The following is a 20,307-nucleotide window of genomic DNA, read 5'->3' on the forward strand; positions in this document are numbered from 1 at the left end:
GTAGCTGCAGATGAAATGGCGTTCTCGTTTAGAATATTCGATTAACCTAAATTACGATTGAAGTAGCCCATCATGCGCCAAGGTCTTCCTACTCTATTATTTGCACTTGCTCCTTGCTTAATGACGCCAGCTGTTTTTGCTGAGGCAACACCACCAGCGATCGCGTCTTCTGTCACCGACATTGAAAGCTCACTTTTCGAAAAACACGCCGACCTGACGGCTGTTGAGAAAAAACTAGCGGACAAGCAAAACCAAGTCGACAATCAAGCACAGCAAACTACCCGTCTGGCTAAACAATCTGCGGAAGCAGAACAAAAACTCGCGACGGCGAAAGCAAACCTAGATCAAGACTACACGCGCATGATTGATGAGCCCGATTTCGATATCTCACCAGCTCAAAACCGCTTTCAAGACGCCTGGAAGGTAGTTAAAGAAGGCAAGCTTGCGATTTCAGACTCTGAGCAGAAGCAACAAGGCTTGATGATGGAGCTAGAAGCGATTCAAGCGGAGAAAGCAGCCGCAGAAGCTTCAATTGCAAACCTGAATCAAGACAAGCTCAGAGCAAGAGCCGAGCGACTAAGAAACGAGATCACTCAAACGGAAGAACAAACCGTCAGCTTCACTAACCGTTGTAGCAACGACATGACACTGGCGCAGTGTTCTGATCAAACGGTGACCTTGGCACTTCAAAAAGCGGTAAAGCAATTCCAACACAGCCTTGTCGACAACGCGACTGAATCGAAAACAGTGAAAGAACACTTGGCGTCTGCTTCACTGAACATTCACGTTCTACAGCACAAGGTGAAATCATCAGGTTTCTCTGAAGATAACCGTTACCGAGCAGTGATTGCGGCGAATCTAGAAACTCGCCCAAACAAGAACACACCTTGTCGCCTGTTGGGTATTCAGTCGTCAAACTGTTTCACACAGAGCGATCAGCAAGCCAACGACCAGCAGAAAGAAGTCGCTTGGGTTAACTTGGTAGTTCGTTCAAACCAGTACAACGATAAGGTGTCGATTAACGGCGTGAACTATGGCAGCACGCCAGTTGAAATCATGCTGCCAACTGGCCAACACATGGTGACGATCGAGAAAGAAGGTTACCTTTCTTTCCACCAAGAGCTGAAAATCGCTCGCGATCACAACCTAAGAGCCGTACTACAAGCTAAACAGAATTCACTGAATGTCGGTACTAAATTTGCCGACCCTATGGGTAACGACATTCAGAGCCCTGAAATGATTGTGGTGGGATCGGGTCGCTACCTACTTGGTGAAAACAATGCCAAGCAAGTAACTATCAAGCAACCTTTCGCATTAGCTGCTACGCCAACTCGTGTTCAAGATTTTAAAGCGTTCGTTGAAAGCACTGGCTACCAGACAGACGCAGAGCTGATGAACACCTGCGACACCTTCGCCAATGCCGAAATCACCACCGTTTCTGACAACGACTGGCAGAGCCCTGGCTTTAAGCAAGCGAATAACGCTCCTGTGGTTTGTGTGAGCCAAAACGATGCCAAGGCATACACGCGTTGGTTATCTGACAGCACTGGCTTTACCTACCGTTTACCAACACCACAAGAGTGGGAAGCAGCAGCAAGAGCAGGCCAAGACACCAACTTCTGGTGGGGCAACGAATTCCGCTCTGGCAAAGCCAATACCGGTTGGGCAGGTACACCTTGGTCAAACGTTAGCACATCTCCGGTTAAATCATTCTTACCAACGCCTACTGGTTTCTACGACATGGTGGGTAACGTATGGGAATGGACAACCACTCAGAAAGGCTTAGCGAAGGGTGGAGCTTGGAGCTTCTCTCCAGAAGAAGCAAAAGTGTATAACGAACTGAACGTTGCACCTTCAACCGCAGCCAACTACCTAGGATTCCGAGTATTGCGAGAGCTGTAAGCTCTCCATTACTTGCTGAAGTTTTAAAATATTTACCCTAGGTTCTCAATTCTCACATTGAGCAGCGTTTATAGGGGAATTCCCCCCTTATGCATTAGCACTCCTAGGAGTAGATTCGTCGATAGAGTAGTAAGTCACTCTGGGTATCTAACTGATGCCTCAGTTTAATTTGCATGACCCTCGTGAATTAAACTGAAAATCTTCTACATGTCGACAAGGCATATCTTGTCTTTGGCCAGCCCCTCTTCAGGCTGGTTTTTTTTGCCTATTTATCACCCTTTTCGTTTATCTATTCCCCTTGATTGAAGCAGTTCATCAGCAATCCGTTTAACAGATATTCAACCCCAAATTCCAGTACCTATTTCACTCTCTAATTACCATTGCAGCGCTATAAGAAACTGATATCATCGTTATACTTCTGATTACGAGATAAAACCTTGCCAGATCCACTCAACTCCATACATCGTTCTTTACTTGAACAACTTCCAGGCTGCTGGGGCTGCAAAGATACTGACTCGGTCTTCGTATATGCAAATCTAGCTTACAACCAGCTGATTGGCTTAAAACCGGGCGAGACATGTACTGGCTTGACCGATTTTGACATGCCGAGCCAAACCATCGAGTGCGCTCAAGATTTCCGAGCTCAAGACAAGCATGTGATGGACACACGCAGCACACTCAAGATCCTCGATATTCACCCCTACCCTGACGGCCGCTGGCACGCACATATCTTTACTAAAACCCCTTGGCTTGATGCCGAAGACAAGGTGCAAGGCACGATTTTCTATGGACAAGAACTGACAGACACTGCGATTCTAGAGGTCGGTCATTGGGTATGTCAGGCGACTTGTGCGAAAGACAATCAGGCATCGATTGCCGGATCAAAACCGCGAGTATCGAAATTGCAAAAGAAGCTGACAGCAAGAGAATCAGAAGTGTTGTTCCTACTGCTTTTCGGTAAGAAACCCCAGTACATTGCACTGACGTTGAATATTTCAATCAAGACCGTCGAAGGTCATGTCGCGAGGTTGAAGCAGAAGTTCGATGCGCGCAGTAAGAGCCAGTTAATAGAGTATGCATTGGATTCAGGGTTAGGCTCTGTGATTCCCGAAACCCTACTCAAAAAACAGATATCAGTGGTTCTACACAGCGACTGATTGACGGCTCTGTAAGCTCGCATCCAGATGAAAGTACAGACGAAAAAATACCGTTGAAGTGAGTAAACACAAAATCAACGGTACTTTTGATTCATACAGAAGGTTTGAACTAAGGCGCTAGGCGATCGATGTCCCAGCTGTTGTCTTGGCGTGAGAACAAGAAGCGATCATGCAAGCGGTGCTCGCCACCTTGCCAGAATTCAATGCTATCAACACGCACACGGAAACCACCCCAGAAAGAAGGCACAGGAATCTCACCTTTCGCAAACTTCTGTTTCAGCTCTAAATATTTACCTTCCAAGATACCACGTGCAGAGATGCGGCTACTTTGCTTACTTGCGATAGCAGCTAACTGGCTCTCTTTTGGACGTGACGAGAAGTACTTCATGTTTTCCATCGCAGTCAGCTTTTCAGCCGTACCCGTGATATGAACTTGTCGCTCAAGTGGGTGCCAAGGGAAATGTAGGCTGATTTTGCTGTTATGCTCAAGCTGATGCGCTTTACGGCTACCTAAGTTAGTGTAAAAAACAAAACCGTCTTTATCGACATTCTTCAGTAGAACAATGCGTTGGAATGGCTGACCATTTTCATCAACCGTAGCAACTGTCATGGCAGTAGGGTCAGTCAGCTTAGCTTCGATGGCTTGCTCTAGCCATAGATTGAATTGCTCAATCGGGTCTGCGGCCAAGTCTTTACGTCTCAATCCACCCTTAGCGTATTCGCGACGAATATCTGTCAGTTCCATTTGGTTGCTCCTTTTAATTTTTTTGTGATTTTGCGCTGTAATCCTTTGAAACACAAGTCTAAGCCTTGGTTTTGTCTCATAGAAGGTGCTCTGTGTTAACAAGATCTCGGTACTCTCTCCATCATATTGATAATCTTTATACAAACCGATGACAAGCTGAGATCCCAGTGACCAAAATACTGCCTAACCTAATGACGCCCTTCGTTTTATTCTCGCTGTTGCTGGGAACAGCAGGGTTAACCGCTACACACTTTTTGGCAGTGCAATTTCAAGAAAAAATCGTCACTCAACAACTCAACGAAGCGGCCAATAAAGCGAATCTACAAATCGATTCTGAGTTGGATAAATTCAAGCAGATCCCCGATCTGCTCAGCCACGATCCGCGCTTGCTGTCTTACTTCGACACATCACCACAAGTAGACAAGATCTCCGCGGCGCAGCTCAATAACTTGTTATTCGAGTGGTCGGGACAAAGCCAAGCCGACACCATCTATATCCATGATCCAAGCGGTACTGTCGTGGCTTCAAGTAACTATCAAAAGCCACGAACCTTCGTTGGCGAAAACTTCTCGTTTCGTCCCTACTTTGCTTCTGCAATCAAAGGCAATAAAACCCAATATGTCGCGCTAGGTGCTCGCTCGGACGTACGAGGTTATTTTCTGTCTTCGCCTTTGTATATTGACGAGGAGATTGTCGGAGTTATCACGGTAAAAGTAAGTTTAGAAAACCTAGAAAACATACTGACTAGCGACGATTTTGAGATCGTAGTACTCGACTCAAACCAAGTGGTGTTTCTTTCAAGCCAAGCGCCTTGGCTTTATCATTCCTTGTTGCCATTAACGCAGCAACAACAAACAGATATCGCCCTTCAACGCCAATACGGTCAGAGCGAAATTTCGATCATTGAAGCCTTTCGCTCTTCAAGTTCTCAGCCAGAAGCTAACAGCACCAGTCAGGCTAACCACCGTCAATCCAACGAAATCCGAAAAGAGCTCACCGCCAACCAGTTATTCAAGCTTGGGACTTTTAATCTGTACCCCGCAGCCGTCAGCGACAACCAATATCAAGTGGTGGCTTTGAAAGAGACCAAAGCCGAACTGCTTAAAGTGATGCAAATCGACATCACCTTTGTTGTTATTTATAGCTTAGTAATGCTAATTGCTTGGTCTTGGCGCCAAACCTACCTAGCAAAGGTGGCGTTGACCCGACTCAACCAAAATCTGGAACAAACGGTAGATAAGCGGACCCAATATCTGAAGCAATCGAATCAGCAGCTTCAGCAAACCATCTTTCAGTACCAAGAATCGCAATTGAAGTTGAAACAAACTGAACAAGAGCTGACCCAAACCGCCAAATTAGCCGTTCTAGGTGAGCTATCAGCCAGCATTAACCATGAAATCAACCAACCGCTTGCCGCACTCAGAACCTACAGCGAGAACAGCTTAAAACTGCTTGAGATGGATCGAACCGATTTGGTGAAAAGCAACTTAGGCAAAATGATCGCGTTAAACACCTCGATTACCGAGATCATCGCCCGCCTTAAGGTGTTCACTCGTAAAGTGACCAAACAGGAACATCATGTGGCGAATCTGCATCAAGCGATCAACAACGCCACCAGTATTCTCAGCGCACTGATGATCAAGCAAGGCATCACGCTCAGGTTAAGCACGGTACCGGATGACATTAATATCGCGATTCACCCGACCGAGCTTGAACAAGTGCTGGTGAATCTGATTCACAACGCGACTCAAGCACTTCAGCAGCAGGCCATCGTTCAGCAAGCCTTGCTCCCCCAAACAGCAGCCCAGCAAGCTATCCCACAGATAGGCGTTGAATGGCAGCTGCATGAAGACATGTGTCAGGTGATCATTTGGGACAACGGAATAGGGATGCCTGCCGACAAACTTGAACAACTTTTTGACCCGTTTTTCACTACCAAGTCAGAAGGCTTAGGGCTTGGGCTCTCTATATCGAAGCGGATTATTGAAGCGTATCACGGCTCGATCAGTGCAACCCTGTTGGAGCCTACAGGCATGGTATTCTCGATTAATATTCCGTTATACAAAGTTAACGACTAACGCAGCATTGTTATTGTTAACGAAAAAACGAATTTCACATGATTGCTGATCTCACATATTGCGAACCTAACATACTGCTAAGGACTCGACTTTTGCACTCTATGCCCACACTCTATTTTGTCGACGATGAACCCGCTATCCGAGACTCGGTAGAACAAGCCATGCTGATTGAAGGCATCGACATTGTCTGCTTCCCTAATGCCGTTGAGGCGCTCAAGCAGATAGACGTCGCACAAGCAGGCATCGTGATTACCGACATCCATATGCCAGTAATGGACGGTATTCAATTTACCCATAAGTTGCTGAGCCAGAATCCTAACTTTCAAATCATAGTGCTAACTGGGCATGGCGATGTGCAAACTGCGGTGTCCGCAATGAAGGCTGGCGCCTATGATTTTCTGGAAAAGCCGTTTGTGGTCGATGCCCTATTAACGGCAGTCAGAAAAGCAACTGACAAGCTCGCCTTGGTAGAAGAGAACAACCTACTAAGAAAAGAGCTCGCGATGCAGAATCAGGTTGGCCCAAAATTGATTGGCCAGTCTCCATCGATGCAGACATTACGCCGTGAATTAATCACACTAGATTGCAAACAAAACCCACTGCTGTTGTTTGTTGGCGATATCGGAACAGGAAAACGAATCACCGCCCAGTACACACACGATCTGCATAGCCACTCAACCGCAGAGCTTTGCCCTATCGCGGCATTCAATTTACCCCGTAATGACCAAGCGACGTTTGATCAATTTGTTTTGCAGTTGTTCCACAAACATCAGGGTGGAACGCTCTATATCCATGAAACAGAAGCGTTAACTTCGCAGCAATGGTTATGGTTAGCTGCTCTAAAACCCACTCTACTTCGTGAAAATTCATGCAAGACCAATGCAACTTGTATCATTATCGCAACTACAGTAGTTCCTACTACAATTACAGGTGAACTGCGCCGTTTTAATTTACTACCCTTGGCGCAAAGAACGGAAGATATTGGCTCTTTGTTCAAACATTTTGCTCGCGGTGCAGCAAGTCGCTATCAGTTACCACCGCCAGTTATCACAGAGAAAGAGATTCAACGGCTGATCACTACTCATTGGAGTGAAAACATTCGCCAGCTTCGCCAACATGCCGAACTCAGAGTGCTGACACAAGTGAAGCAACCTTCGCTCGACAGCGATGAACATGAGCAAAACGACGAAAGCCAACTTAATGTAAGTATTGAAGAGCAACAACAGTCATTAAGCCAACGTACCGATAGCTTTGAGCAGATTATCTTGATTGAGGCACTACACCGCCATCAAGGGCGCCTAAAAGAAGTACAACAAGAGCTGCAAGTGTCGCGAAAAACGCTCTATGACAAGCTAAGAAAGCATCAACTCGATAAAACGGATTTCAAAAATCGATAGGATCTAAAAAATATATAAATTCAAAGATTTAAAGGAGCAAAATCTTAACATTTATCAAAAGTAAGAATACACTCAATAGGCTTGCACTTTTATTTAGCAAACAAGGACTGTTATGAGCCAGAAGAATTTCAGCAAATTGAACGAAACCGAACTTGAGTACGTCGACGATAAAACCGCGGCGCTACTCCTCAATACGCCGACCAGTGCGCGTATTATGTTGTGGGTGATCGTTCTGTTTTTTATTGCTGCTATTGGGTGGTCCGCTTGGGCTGAAATAGACAAAGTCACCGTTGGCCAAGGCAAGGTCATCCCCTCTTCCCAAATCCAAGTGGTGCAAAACCTTGAGGGTGGCCTAGTTAAGGAGATCTTAGTTAAAGAAGGTCAACAAGTTCAAAAAGGCCAACAACTACTTTTGATCGATGACACTCGATTTCGTTCAGACTTCCGTGAGCGTGAACAACAGGTCGCCAACTTAACCGCCAACGTGTTAATGCTCTCTGCTTCATTAACCAGTGTCGTTATCAACGAAGATTTCTCTGAAAAAGAGTGGAAAAAAAGTGTCACTCTCGATTACGGTAAGCTCGCCTTCCCACCTAAGTTCTACGAGCTTCAACCTCAACTGGTTAATCGTCAAAAAGCAGAATACCGCCAAGACCTTAACAACCTAAAAAACCAACTTTCTGTTTTTGATCAACAAGTTGAACAGAAACAACAAGACCTTATCGAAATTAAAGCACGTGTCCGCAACCTAAAACAGAGCTACCAGTTTGCTCGCCAAGAACTGGATATCACCAAACCCCTTGCTGATGAAGGTGTGGTACCACGCATTGAATTACTTAAGCTCCAAAGACAAGTAAACGATACTCGCCGAGAAATGACCTCAAGCGAACTCAAAGTCCCTCTCCTACGTTCTGCCATCAAAGAATCTATGCTCAGCCGTATTGATGCCGCGTTGAACTTCCGATCAGAGCAACAAGAAAAGCTCAATCAAGCACAAGATAAGCTCTCTGCACTGACCGAATCGGCCGTTGGCCTAGAAGACAGAGTAAACCGTACCGTGGTGGTTTCTCCAGTAACCGGAACCGTTAAAACGCTTGGCATTAATACCGTAGGCGGTGTTATCCAACCGGGCATGGACATCGTTGAGATTGTACCGACTGAAGATTCTCTATTAGTCGAAGCAAAAATCGCTCCTCAAGACATCGCCTTCCTACGCCCAGAACTGACAGCCATCGTTAAATTCAGTGCTTACGACTTCACCAAATACGGTGGTCTAGAAGGCGTGTTAGAGCACATCAGCGCCGATACCACCCAAGATGAAGAAGGCAACAGCTTCTACATCGTGCGTGTACGCACCGAAAAACACAATTTTGGTAAAAACGAAGAACTACCAATCATTCCGGGAATGACGGCCTCTGTCGACATCATCACGGGCAAAAGAACCGTGCTTGAATACATGTTGAAGCCAATATTAAGCGCTCAAAACAACGCACTAAAAGAGTAAGGACGTTTGATGTTTAACGACGCCTTTCAATACACAGCAAACAGACAAGAGCAGAGGCTATGAAGTCTCGGATATCGCTGTTGCTGCTGGTCCTCACCTCTTTTACCTCTGTGGCGCTTAACAAGAGCGATCAACGATGGATAGATGCGGTCACCAAAACCTACGGTGACAGAGCCGGAAAACGAGTGGCGACATGGCGCTCAAACATGACGTCTTACGACGGGTTAAGTGAGAAAGAGAAACTCAGGTCGGTAAACCAGTTCTTCAACCAGATGTACTTTGTCGACGACACCATTCTGTGGGGAAAGAACGACTACTGGGCGACACCACTGGAGTTTTTGGGCAGTAATGCCGGCGACTGTGAAGACTTCACTATCGCAAAATACTTCTCTTTGCTTGAGCTCGGCGTCCCAGATAAGAAATTACGATTAGTGTACGTAAAAGCACTTGAGTTGAACCAATTCCACATGGTGTTGGCGTACTACTCAACACCCAGTGCAGAGCCACTAATTTTAGACAACTTAAACCCTGAGATAAAACGCGGTTCCAAACGCCCAGACCTACGACCAATTTACAGTTTCAACGGTAAAAACCTTTGGTTAATCAAGTCAGCAGCGGGCAGCGGTAAGCTAGCAGGGAAATCTTCAAGATTGAGCTTATGGAACGACTTACGTTCCCGTGAGCGCTCTCTAAAATTAAACAAACCCATTATCAATTACGATGAGTAGGTACAATGACTTTATATAAACAGCTTGTGGTCGGGATGGTTGCGGTGTTCATACTGCTGATGACGTCAGTTTTTATGATCGAATTCAATACCACCCGTGGATACTTAGAGGAGCAGCAACGCTCTGAGGTAAGTAATACCATTAATACTGTTGGACTGGCTCTCGCCCCTTACCTAGAAGAAAAGGACAAGGTGGCGGTGGAGTCTGTTATCAACGCCCTGTTTGATGGCAGTTCTTATTCCGTCGTTCGATTGATCTTCCTAGACAGCGGTGAGGATATTCTCCGCTCATACCCTGTTAAATCAACGGGCGTACCACAGTGGTTTACCAACCTAAATTTGTTTGAGCCAGTCCATGACCGCCGTGTGATTACCAGTGGTTGGATGCAGCTAGCAGAGGTTGAGATCGTCAGTCACCCGGGTCCGGCTTATGATCAACTTTGGCAAGCATTTACACGCCTCCTGACCATCTTTGGATCGTTCTTCCTACTGGGTTTGGTGTCGATTTCATGGATCCTCAAGCGCGCACTGCGTCCATTATCATTGATCATTACCAAAATGGATCAGATCGCTAAAAATCAATTTGGTGAACCTCTGGTTCGTCCGAAAACAAAAGATCTGATCTTAGTGGTCGACGGTATTAACCACATGTCGACTCAAGTGGAATTGGCATTTAAAAACCAAGCAAAAGAAGCTCAGAAGCTGCGTGAAAGAGCGTATATCGATCCTGTTTCTCAGCTGGGTAACCGCGCTTACTACATGTCTCAGCTAACTCAATGGTTAGAAGAATCAAGCTTAGGTGGTTTAGCAGTACTAAAAGCGGAGTTTATTAGCGAAGAATACGATGAAAAAGGCTACCAAGAGGGTGATGCCTTAGTTCACCAATTGGCTGAACAATTACAGGCTTCTATTTCATCACCAGACATCACTATTGCACGTATCTCTAGCGATGAATTTGGCTTCATCATGCCAAACATTGATGAAAGCGAACTTAAACTTGTTGCTAGCAGCATCGTCAATTGCATTCAAAGCCTAGGTTCAGATCCAACAGGCATGGCGAACCCACACATTGCACTGGGTGTGACCTACAGCAAAAAGCGTAAAACCAGTACCGAAATCATGTCGCTGGTGGATAACGCACTTTCAAGTGCCAAGGCGAACCGCGAGCTTGCTTACGGCTACGTCACCGCAGACGACCACGGCGCGGTAATGGGTAAACAGCAATGGCGCATGCTGGTTGAAGAAGCGATCATCAACGACCTAGTCACTTTCCGTCTTCAGGCTGCAAACAATGCCTTTGGTAAAACGTATCACCAAGAGGTGTTCTCTGCGATTGAGAAAGACGGTGTGCGTTACGGTGCGAACCAATATCTATACGCACTTGAGCAACTTGAAATGAGCCACATTCTCGACCAATACGTTATCGAGAAGATGATTGAAAAGCTTAATGCCAATGAAGTTACAAGCCCGATTGCTATCAATATCTCACCAAGTAGCATTTCTCAGCCAAGCTTCATCCGTTGGATTGGCAAAACACTTGAGCAAAACGCCTCTGTCGTTCACCTGCTGCATTTTGAGATTCCAGAAAACTGTTTCATCAACGTTCCACACTACACGGCGCTATTGTGTAACACTATTCGCAACGCTGAAGCGGTGTTTGGTGTCGACAACTACGGACGTAACTTCCAATCACTGGATTACATCAACGAATACCGCCCAAGCTATGTGAAACTGGATTACCTATTCACACATAACCTTGATGACGAAAAACAGAAATTTACCCTAACGTCGATCTCACGAACGGCTCATAACCTTGGTATCACGACCATCGCGTCTCGAATAGAAACTCAAACTCAGCTAGATATCCTATCTGATAACTACGTAGAAGTGTTCCAAGGCTTCATTGTTGATAAATAGTTGTAAGGGTTATATCGCATGCAAGATCCACTATTGAACTCACTGATCTACGTTAGCCGGTATTACGGGTTAGCTAACTCGCCCGAAGCGTTGATCAATGGGTTGCCACTAACCGATGGAAAGCTAACCCCTTTCCTATTCCCACGCTCTGCTGAGCGTGCGGGATTAGTAGCAAAAGAAAACCGTTCCGACTTAGATAACATTCCTCACCTGATTCTGCCTGCCGTTTTACTGCTAAAACAAGGTGAGGCATGTGTTCTCAACAGTATCGATTTAGAAAAACAAGAAGCGGAAATCATCACAGCTGAAAGCGGAATGGTGCCTATCATCATTCCAATGGACGAATTGAAAGAGCAGTTCATCGGCCGCTACTTCTTAGTAAAGAAACAATTCCGTTACGACGAACGCTCACCTGAGGTTCTCAAAACTCGCAAAGGACACTGGTTTTGGAGCACGATTTGGGAATCTAAAAACATCTATCGTGATGTGTTGATCGCTTCCATTCTGATCAACATCTTTGCCATTGCAGCACCAATGTTCACACGCTTGGTGTACGACAAAGTAGTTCCCAACCTAGCATTTGAAACCTTATGGGTGCTGGCGAGTGGTATCTTTGTGGTGTTCCTTTTCGATCTGCTGTTAAAGCTAATGCGAAGCTACTTCATTGATGTTGCAGGTAAGAAATCCGATATCCTGATTTCTTCGAAGCTGTTCAGCAAAGTGTTGGGCATTCGTATGGAAGCCAAGCCAGCTTCAGTTGGTGCGTTCGCTAAAAACCTGCAAGAGTTCGAATCCATCCGTGAATTCTTTACCTCAGCAACCATTGGCTCGTTAATAGACTTACCCTTCGCACTCATGTTCTTGGCCTTAATTTGGTTAATGGCAGGAAACCTTGTGTTTGTTCCAGTTGCTGGTGTGGTCGTTTTGATTATCTACGCACTATTAATCCAAGGGCCATTGCGTCGTACCATTGAAGAAGGCTCTCGTCTTGCTTCTCAGAAGTACGCTAACTTAATTGAGAGTTTGGCTGGCTTAGAGACGGTTAAGCTGTTCAGCGCACAAAGCCAATTCCAATTCCGCTGGGAAGAAGCGGTTGCTCACATGGCGAACTGGAATATCAAAAGTCGCCGCATTACCGACAGCATCCAAAATACGGCAGGCTTTGTTCAGCAAAGTACCAACGTAGGCATGATCATTTTTGGTGTGTACTTAATTGCGGAAGGTGAACTGACGATGGGTGGCTTGATCGCTGCGACCATGTTGAGTGGCCGTGCTATTGGTCCTCTTGTTCAGCTTTCGCTGCTGTCGACTCGCTACAACCAAGCAAAATCGTCGATGACTTTGATTGAGCAAGTCATGTCGATGCCGGATGAACAGGAAGAAGGTAAGCGCTACATCCACCGCCCTATTATCCAAGGTCATATCTCACTCGACAAAGTGACCTTCCACTATCCGGATTCTCCCGTTGCTTCTATCAGAGATTTAACCCTGCATATTAGACCTGGTGAGAAAGTGGCGATCATTGGACGTATCGGTTCAGGTAAAACCACACTGGAACGCCTGATTATGGGTCTGTACAAGCCCACAGAGGGCCATGTGCGTATAGATGACACCGACATGGAACAACTTCACCATGTCGACGTACGACGCAATATAGGCTGTGTACCGCAAGACAGTAATCTGTTCTACGGCTCGGTAAGAGACAACATCACTCTAGGTCGCCCTTTGGTAGATGACCGCGATGTGATGGATGCAGCTAACCGTGCTGGCGTTACCGCATTTACTCAACAAGATCCTGCAGGCTTAGAGCGTCAAGTCGGTGAAGGCGGTGCGTTACTTTCTGGTGGTCAGCGTCAGTCGATTGCAATTGCCAGAGCCTTCTTAGGCCGTCCGCCAGTGCTGTTGATGGATGAACCGACCAGTGCTATGGATAACCGCTCAGAGATGCACATCAAGCATCAGCTTAACCAATTGCTTCCAAGCGAGACGTTAATTCTAATCACACACAAAACGTCGATGCTAGATATTGTCGACCGAGTGATCGTAATGGAGAAAGGCTGCATTATTGCCGATGGTCCAAAAGCACAAGTTCTGTCGGACCTCAAACAAGGCAAAGTAAGGGCGGTGAGCTAACTCAAGACGTTAAATAAAAATAGCCTGTATTACAGATACCAAAAAGGGGGAGCATCAGCTCCCCCTTTTTTATTGGTCAGTCTCGGCACTTAGGCCATGCATCGCTTTATCTTATGAAGATAGGCTACAAAGCAATGTCTTCTTGTTCCATCTTAAACGAACACTGAATCTCATATTGGTTGAATGAGAAAACACTTCCGCCGTGGGTTCGTTTAGTTGTCACCGTTTCATCACCAAACTGAATCGTCACGCGAGTATACACTTTTTCGTGCGCTTCAACTGTGCATTCAGCAAGGTTGGTTTCAAACTCCGCTTCTAGTGTATCTAGCTGTGATTTGGTATTTTCAATTGCTTGGTTGTTCTTTTCTCGTTGTTGCTCTATTTCCAACGCTTGCTCTTCGCTTCTCTCGGCTTTTGGCCGTTTCTTAAATTCGAGTTCTTGGCGAATCACATCCATGGTTTGTTCTTGGGTGTGTTTATAAGTTTCCTTTAGTTCAGCGATTTTCTGTCGGTATCCATCGTAACGAGCAAAACCATGAACCTTAGTTGCCGTGTCTCCCTCTACGCCTAAGAACACACATTCGACCTTTCCACCGACTTTGGCTTCGCCACCACTGAGAGTGCCATGTTTCTTCATGGTATCCATTACGACAAGGTTGTTTCCACAACGAATGTCATTACTCATGCTGTGCACGCCGAGTCGAATGTCACCGGCGGTTTGCAGTTCTGCATTCTGAGCATAGCTCGCGGTGATGGAACCTTTGCTGAATACCTTACAGCTTTTAGCCTCACCCTCTTTGGTGGTGTGGCCGATGATGCCTTTCGCGACTTTGATATCACCTTGAGCTTGAACTTCAGCCGACTCAATAAAACCACCCACAGTAATACTGCCAGTCGCTTTCACAATCATTCCCGGTTCAATGTTGCCAGAAACAAACACATTACCTTTGAATTTGACGTGTCCGGTGGATACATCGACATTACTAACACATAAAGCGTCATCGACTTCAATGGTGCGGTCTTTGATGATGGGTAATCCGGGATAAGAGGCGAGTAGTAAGTTTGGGTCATCCGGAGAAATGTAGGTGCCCTTGCCAGGCTTGATTAAACTGTCTTGTCCAGGAAGTGGCGGGATAATTCGACCTTGGACGGTAAAGCCAGCAATACCTTTGGTGGCGGGAGTGCGCTTCATTAGCTGGTCGTTTTGACCAACGGTAATGGTTTTTCCCAAGTCTCGCATATCAATCTTGCCTTCGTCTTTACTGCGAGGCTTCAAAACTTGTCGAGTAATGTCTTCAACCAAGGCTGCAAACTTTGCGTCTTTACCTTTTACGGGTTGTGTTCCTTTGGCTACGGGCTGAGTAAACTTTTCTCCGGGCTTAAGTTTGGTACTCATCATCAACACTTTTCTGAGCGCTAACTTATTAATGCCTTTTGTGATGTGAGCTTGTGCTAAACAATGAATGATGTCGCTACCGCGCAGCGGGTGTCCATTATACGGACCAGTGACCACTAGACTTGCTAGCATCTCATCATCAGTCAGCTCGACCGCGACACTGGCATTACGAACTTCTGCAATCAAGATTCCTTCATAAGCTTCCCCCTTGCCCTCTTTTGCAAGAGTAACAAAGCGCAGTACCTCATCTTCAAAAAGAAAGTAGTTAGATGCGTTCAAAGCTTCTAAGGCTGGTGGCAGAGTCTTATTGTCAAAGCTTGCGTCGACCACAAACCCCGACGGCAGACATGCCATCACTTGTTGCTTATCTTCCGACAGTGTAACGATGTTATCCCACATTCGAATTGAGTATCCCTAATGACTCAGTTGTTATTCAGTCTATATAATTCATTCTGCGCTTAGTATCACATTATTAGAATAATCAGCGTCACATCACTTACTTTCGATTCTGCAAACATGACTCATAAATAAGACTTAACTATTTTATGATCCGCTTCAACTTTACAAATATAAAGGTGAGCAGTTTCAGCATTTCCCATACGAGTGAACGTTGAACAGATGTGAGAGCAATATGATAAAAACGAATCGGTTTAGAAGATTAAGGGCTGTCTTTAAGAGAGCGAACTAAAAATGGTGGGGCGACAATGAAAGCGATGATGAAGGTAAAACTGGATTTGGATGTGGAGTTTCAGTTTACAGTGTAAATCGAATATTCTAATTTACACTGTAAATCTAATTAGCGCTGAAAACGAGTTGGGAAACCAAACTGCCTATTTACAGTGTAAATTTGATAATAGGAAATCGACGTCTTGTCGGAACTGAATCTCAGCTTGTTTCCGACCGACAAGATTAAACTGTTCGACACAAGCCCCCCACTCTTTCTGCTGAACGACTTTCGCGATAAGCAAATTAGAAACAGCGAAACCTGTATCGGTTATAGCGTCAAATTCAGCTATGTGAGCTTGACGACTATTACTCTGGAGAATCAGATTCAGGACACTGAAACCAATGCTGTCGTAACTATTGCCGCCATCGACATAATTCCTGATGAGTTGGATTTCAGACTCAGCCATAGATTCCGCTTGCCTTGGTAGTAATGCGCGCACCATATCAACTTCAAGAGAAGCCAAAGAACCAGAAACCACAAAACAAAAACTACGCTCGAAGTGACTCTGCAGTTGGTTTATCCAAATTTGAGAGTTTTGGTTAAGAGACTTAACCATCAAAACAGAGTGACAACCGCTTGCCTGATCTCGCTGGTGGCCAATATGAACAGGCACAAATTCACTATCACGCCAGAAAGAAATCAAATCACAGGTCGCACCGAAGCTCGTCGCCAAATAATCAGCTTGCTCTGTTTGGACAGCTTGTTCAGATAACAGATCCAACATCCAACGGCCTATACCCAAACCTTGATGGCGTGTCGAGACAGCAATCCGCATCACTCGAAGACAGCGGCTAGTTGCTGCTTCAACAGAGCCAAGCTGGTTAGCTAACAGAACTGGTGCAAGGTGACCTTGTGGACGACGCTTCCCAACTTGAACTTGTGCAATCAACTCTTTATCTAAACCGCCCTCCTCCGTCACCAACATACAACCAAGACACTCGTCTTGCTGCCAAGCGGAAAATAAATGAATAGCTGGGTTATTGAGGAACTGCATCAAATCATTAGGAGACGTCTGATAATGGGCATCGACTAAAAGAGAAAAACATTGTTGGAGTTTTTGAGGGTTAACCAAACAGTCTGCTTTTGACAACTCAACCAAACTAAGCTGGTTGAGTGCATCATTGGAAAAATCTTCCGACTTATAAACAGCTGATTCACTCGGGCGCGCATCTTCACCAAGCAGGAAACAATCAAATAGCCAACGCTCTAGTGGGTCGTTGTTATTCCAACGGATGGGTTGTTCAAGCTTGTAACTCTTCCATCCTGCGCGATGCTCAGAAAGCCAAGCTTCGAACTTAATTCCAAAACCTCGCCCACTGCCTTCATAACCATGAACTGTGGTTGAAAAAACCATGCGATGATAACTACCGACCATAGATTTAAGCATTGGGATTGGAATGGCGGCCGCTTCATCAACCAACAACAGATCACAATCAGGCTTAGATTTAAGTAACTCATCAGGCGCGACAAACCTTAAACTTCCACCTTGATAACCAATGTGAGTCGCGTTAATGACTTCACACCCATCGAGTCGCTGTAACGCATGAGAAAATACGGGCTCAATAGCTTTAACAGAGGGAGCCGTAACAATAATGTTTAAGCCCTCTCGCTCTGCCAAAAGCTGCGCAGCTGCAATACCCAGAGTTGAGCTTTTTCCTCGACCTCGGTCTGCAGTTAAAATCAATGGACGCTTTCGATGTCCAGTAACAACTTTCTTAACTAACTCAATCGCCGTTTTTTGCTGTTCAAATCGATCAGTTGAATCATCGTCATTAAGCTTTTGAGGAAGCGAATTCACCGCTTCAATCACACCCGCCTGTTCGTCACTTTGCGAAATAGAAAGTAGTTTATCAAAATGTCGCTTTAACCAAGATTGACCAAAGCACTCGCTATCTTCGGAGTCATCAACTTTTGGCGGTAACACCAACAGCAACCCGCCACCGACTAATGAACCCAATGCTGCGCTAAAACCATTCGCGTCGAACTGCTCTCTAAAATCACACACAAGAACTTGGCATTCACGACCAAGAAGTTGTTGGCCTTTTTTTACTGGTGCATGAATCGCACCCTCAAACGGAGTACCGCCAATCTGGAAAACGGTTTGAGAATCTGCATCTTGAAGAAAGGTTATAACAGCGGAGTTTTGCCAATCGAAATCACCATCAAAGACAACGCCATAACGATGATCGTTATGCTGAGCGATATTAGAAAGTGTGTTTAGAAAAGTGTTGGTTGGGTTTGTCATAGTCAGTGTCCAGATTCATCTAAACACAGTTTATCACAGCCAAATAAAAAGCCGCATAAAGCGGCTTTAGAGTAGTAAGGGAAAGTTATCGATTTAATCGAGCTTTGATTGCACGAACGCCAGGATTTCTTCCATCGTTGCGTCATCAACTTTCTTAAGATTCAACGCCAAGTTTGAACCTTTACGGCTGTATGAAGCACGGCCTTTAATTAGCTCAACTTTTGGAGACGCTTTCTTAGCTGGCGCAGGTGCCAGTTCAAGAATCCAACCTTCTAGGGTTTCAGTCACGTCTTTGGTCAAGCGAGTTACGCCTTGAGCTTCACTACGTTGCCATACAAAACCTTCTGAAGCATCACACTTAGTCAGTAGTGTTTGTTGTTGTTCGCTCGTTAGGCCACCAAATTGTTTGTGTAGTTTAACAATCGTTGGACGACCAAGATCGCTCACATTTGGGTAAGCTTGTAGCAATTCAAGTGGCAAAGCCGCCGCTTTCAATGCGCCACTCACCAAAGCTTCGCTGCACTGGAACATTTTCGCTAGTGCTTTTTGGTCTTCAGCTTCGCCTTTATCCAGCTTCGCTTGCATCTCTTTGCCCTTCTCATACAGAGAAAGTGGTTTGTGAGCGTTTGCAACATCAGATAAGAACTTAGCATGGTCGCCGTTAATGTTTTCAGCAACATAGATAAGGAACTCTTTGTCAGCCAAAATACACGACATACGACGACGGCTACCATCAAGAACTTCAATCTTACCGTCTTTGTTTTTACGACCAACTGCTGGATATTGCTGACCGCGTTCTTTCAATGTTGTCAGAACATCAGAAAGAGCATGTTCATTTAGGAAAGATTGCTCACGCGCATTCTCTTCAAAAACAACCGTTCGAGTCGCCACTTCAGAAGCAGGAATTCGAACCAATTCAAATGAAACCAACTCTTCGCCCGCAACTGAAAGTTCAATTACTTGAGCCTGTTCTTTAGCAGCTGTTTGCGCTTCTTGAGGCGTTGCTACGCGACGTTTGTTTGCTTTACCAAATAGCTTTGCATTTAAGTCAGATGTTTTAATTGCCATTCTTGTTATCCCTGATTAAGTGAAGGCCAGTTGCTGTGTAATACACGTTCTAATTCTAGAGCACTTTTTTGTACTGCGTCTTGAGCGACAGCCAGAGTTTTCTTACCACCTTCGAAGTCGCTAACCGTGAGATCAAAAACCGTGCTGTAGGTATCGGCGCAGGTTTCAAATGCGCGGCTTCTTGGAATCGTCGCCATCATCACTTGGTCATTCAGCAGGTAGTTCATTTCAGTGAGAACCGAAACCTGCTTCTTGTTGTCATCTTCAAACATGGTTGGCATCAGACGAACAAACTCAAGCCCTTTCCAATCGTCCGGGAACATCTCGTAAACGGTTGGTAAGTGTTGGAAGAAGTTCACCGTTGAAGCCCAGTCCAAACGCTTTGCAGCACATGGGATCAGAAGAGCGTTCGACGCGTACATTGCGTTCCACACTAATGGATCTACGTGCGGGCCGGTATCAATCATAATCACATCGAAATCATCGGCGATTTTGTCGATAAGCTTCTCTTTTAACAGACGAACAATATCAAGTGACTGATCTTGAGACAGGCTTTGCCACGCTTCAGCGTTAAACATCGCATCTTCTGGGAATGCAGAAATTGTCTTTAGGTTTGGATATTGAGTTGGCAAGAGTACGTTTTTACGAAGAAACTCTAGGTCAACATCTTGGCCTTCAGGCACGTTGTCTAACATGATATCAACGGCAGAATAGATACTGTCGTGCTCTGCACCACTGATTTGTGGGTTTAGGAACAGACGTAATGAACCTTGAGGGTCCAAGTCAATCAGACAGATACGGTAGCGCTTATCTAAATTCAGAGACAAACAAGCCGCTAGGTGAACCGCCGTCATTGATTTACCTGTACCACCCTTCTGGTTTTGTACGTTGATAATCCAAGGTTTGTTGTCTGCATGCTGTTTACGTTGGTGGAACTTTGGCACTTCCGCCGCGTCCATCAGCATGTGAGCTTCAGTCAATGAAATCGAGTAATGATTGGCGTTGTTCTTTGTAAACTGGTGACCATCCGCTTCAAGCTTGGTAATTGCCTCATCCAATTTTCGACGAGTTAAGCCTGAACGAGTCTCCATCATAGCTTTAGACATTGGAGGGAAATGTTCATCACTTCGCTCTTCCAGAATAATCTCAATTCGGTCAGCCTGAACTTGTTGAGTTTGTTCGGCCAGCTGATAGAGCTTATCAATCGTTTGTTCTCTTTTCATTGCCAGTTTCCGTAATGATTAACTAAGTACAAATTGTACAGCGATTAACAACAAATACAACAAATACATGAACATACATTTATGAGTA

Annotated in this window: 13 protein-coding genes; 8 read left to right on the top strand and 5 right to left on the bottom strand. The window is 45.3% G+C overall.

Annotated features, from left to right (window positions below; all coding sequences use genetic code 11):
* Positions 1-72: 72 nt before the first annotated feature.
* Together L1D22_RS16995 and L1D22_RS17000 are read left to right on the top strand one after the other, a co-directional pair.
* On the top strand, positions 73-1,902 hold the full coding sequence (locus L1D22_RS16995; protein WP_239830640.1) for a formylglycine-generating enzyme family protein: 1,830 nt from the start codon (positions 73-75) through the stop codon (positions 1,900-1,902).
* A 437-nt stretch (positions 1,903-2,339) separates the two neighbouring features.
* Positions 2,340-3,059: a helix-turn-helix transcriptional regulator gene (locus tag L1D22_RS17000; protein ID WP_239830641.1), complete on the top strand. Its 720-nt coding sequence runs from the start codon at positions 2,340-2,342 to the stop codon at positions 3,057-3,059.
* 109 nt (positions 3,060-3,168) lie between these two features.
* Here L1D22_RS17000 and pdxH read toward each other — a convergent pair whose 3' ends face one another.
* A complete protein-coding gene (gene pdxH / locus L1D22_RS17005) occupies positions 3,169-3,804 on the bottom strand; it encodes a pyridoxamine 5'-phosphate oxidase (protein ID WP_017061203.1) in 636 nt (211 codons plus the stop codon).
* A 167-nt stretch (positions 3,805-3,971) separates the two neighbouring features.
* On the opposite strand from pdxH, the gene L1D22_RS17010 reads away from it, so the two are divergent.
* The 6 genes from L1D22_RS17010 (at position 3,972) to L1D22_RS17035 (ending at position 13,560) form a co-directional block, all read left to right on the top strand.
* Positions 3,972-5,882: an ATP-binding protein gene (locus L1D22_RS17010; protein ID WP_239830642.1), complete on the top strand. Its 1,911-nt coding sequence runs from the start codon at positions 3,972-3,974 to the stop codon at positions 5,880-5,882.
* A gap of 101 nt (positions 5,883-5,983) precedes the next feature.
* A complete protein-coding gene (locus tag L1D22_RS17015) occupies positions 5,984-7,279 on the top strand; it encodes a response regulator (RefSeq protein WP_239830674.1) in 1,296 nt (431 codons plus the stop codon).
* Positions 7,280-7,391: 112 nt separating this feature from the next.
* Positions 7,392-8,783, top strand: a complete 1,392-nt coding sequence (locus L1D22_RS17020; protein WP_176679081.1) for an HlyD family type I secretion periplasmic adaptor subunit — start codon at positions 7,392-7,394, stop codon at positions 8,781-8,783.
* A 59-nt stretch (positions 8,784-8,842) separates the two neighbouring features.
* Positions 8,843-9,511, top strand: a complete 669-nt coding sequence (locus tag L1D22_RS17025) for a transglutaminase-like cysteine peptidase (protein ID WP_017629972.1) — start codon at positions 8,843-8,845, stop codon at positions 9,509-9,511.
* A gap of 5 nt (positions 9,512-9,516) precedes the next feature.
* Positions 9,517-11,427, top strand: a complete 1,911-nt coding sequence (locus tag L1D22_RS17030) for a LapD/MoxY N-terminal periplasmic domain-containing protein (RefSeq protein WP_239830643.1) — start codon at positions 9,517-9,519, stop codon at positions 11,425-11,427.
* Between the two features lie 18 nt (positions 11,428-11,445).
* Positions 11,446-13,560 carry a type I secretion system permease/ATPase gene (locus L1D22_RS17035; RefSeq protein WP_239830644.1) on the top strand — a complete coding sequence of 705 codons (2,115 nt, stop codon included), beginning with the start codon at positions 11,446-11,448 and terminating at the stop codon, positions 13,558-13,560.
* A 124-nt stretch (positions 13,561-13,684) separates the two neighbouring features.
* Here the strand turns inward: L1D22_RS17035 and L1D22_RS17040 are convergent, their stop codons facing one another.
* The 4 genes from L1D22_RS17040 to L1D22_RS17055 all read right to left on the bottom strand — a co-directional run bounded on the left by L1D22_RS17040 (position 13,685) and on the right by L1D22_RS17055 (position 20,219).
* The gene (locus L1D22_RS17040) at positions 13,685-15,355 is read right to left on the bottom strand and encodes a FapA family protein (RefSeq protein ID WP_239830645.1); all 1,671 of its coding nucleotides are present in this window, start codon (positions 15,353-15,355) and stop codon (positions 13,685-13,687) included.
* A gap of 431 nt (positions 15,356-15,786) precedes the next feature.
* A complete protein-coding gene (locus tag L1D22_RS17045) occupies positions 15,787-17,928 on the bottom strand; it encodes a GNAT family N-acetyltransferase (protein ID WP_239830646.1) in 2,142 nt (713 codons plus the stop codon).
* A gap of 93 nt (positions 17,929-18,021) precedes the next feature.
* A complete protein-coding gene (locus L1D22_RS17050) occupies positions 18,022-18,996 on the bottom strand; it encodes a ParB/RepB/Spo0J family partition protein (RefSeq protein ID WP_132761652.1) in 975 nt (324 codons plus the stop codon).
* Positions 18,997-19,001: 5 nt separating this feature from the next.
* A complete protein-coding gene (locus tag L1D22_RS17055) occupies positions 19,002-20,219 on the bottom strand; it encodes a ParA family protein (protein ID WP_048660527.1) in 1,218 nt (405 codons plus the stop codon).
* Between the last annotated feature and the right edge of the window lie 88 nt (positions 20,220-20,307).

The organism is Vibrio sp. Isolate34, assembly GCF_022397915.1.
Classification (GTDB): domain Bacteria; phylum Pseudomonadota; class Gammaproteobacteria; order Enterobacterales; family Vibrionaceae; genus Vibrio.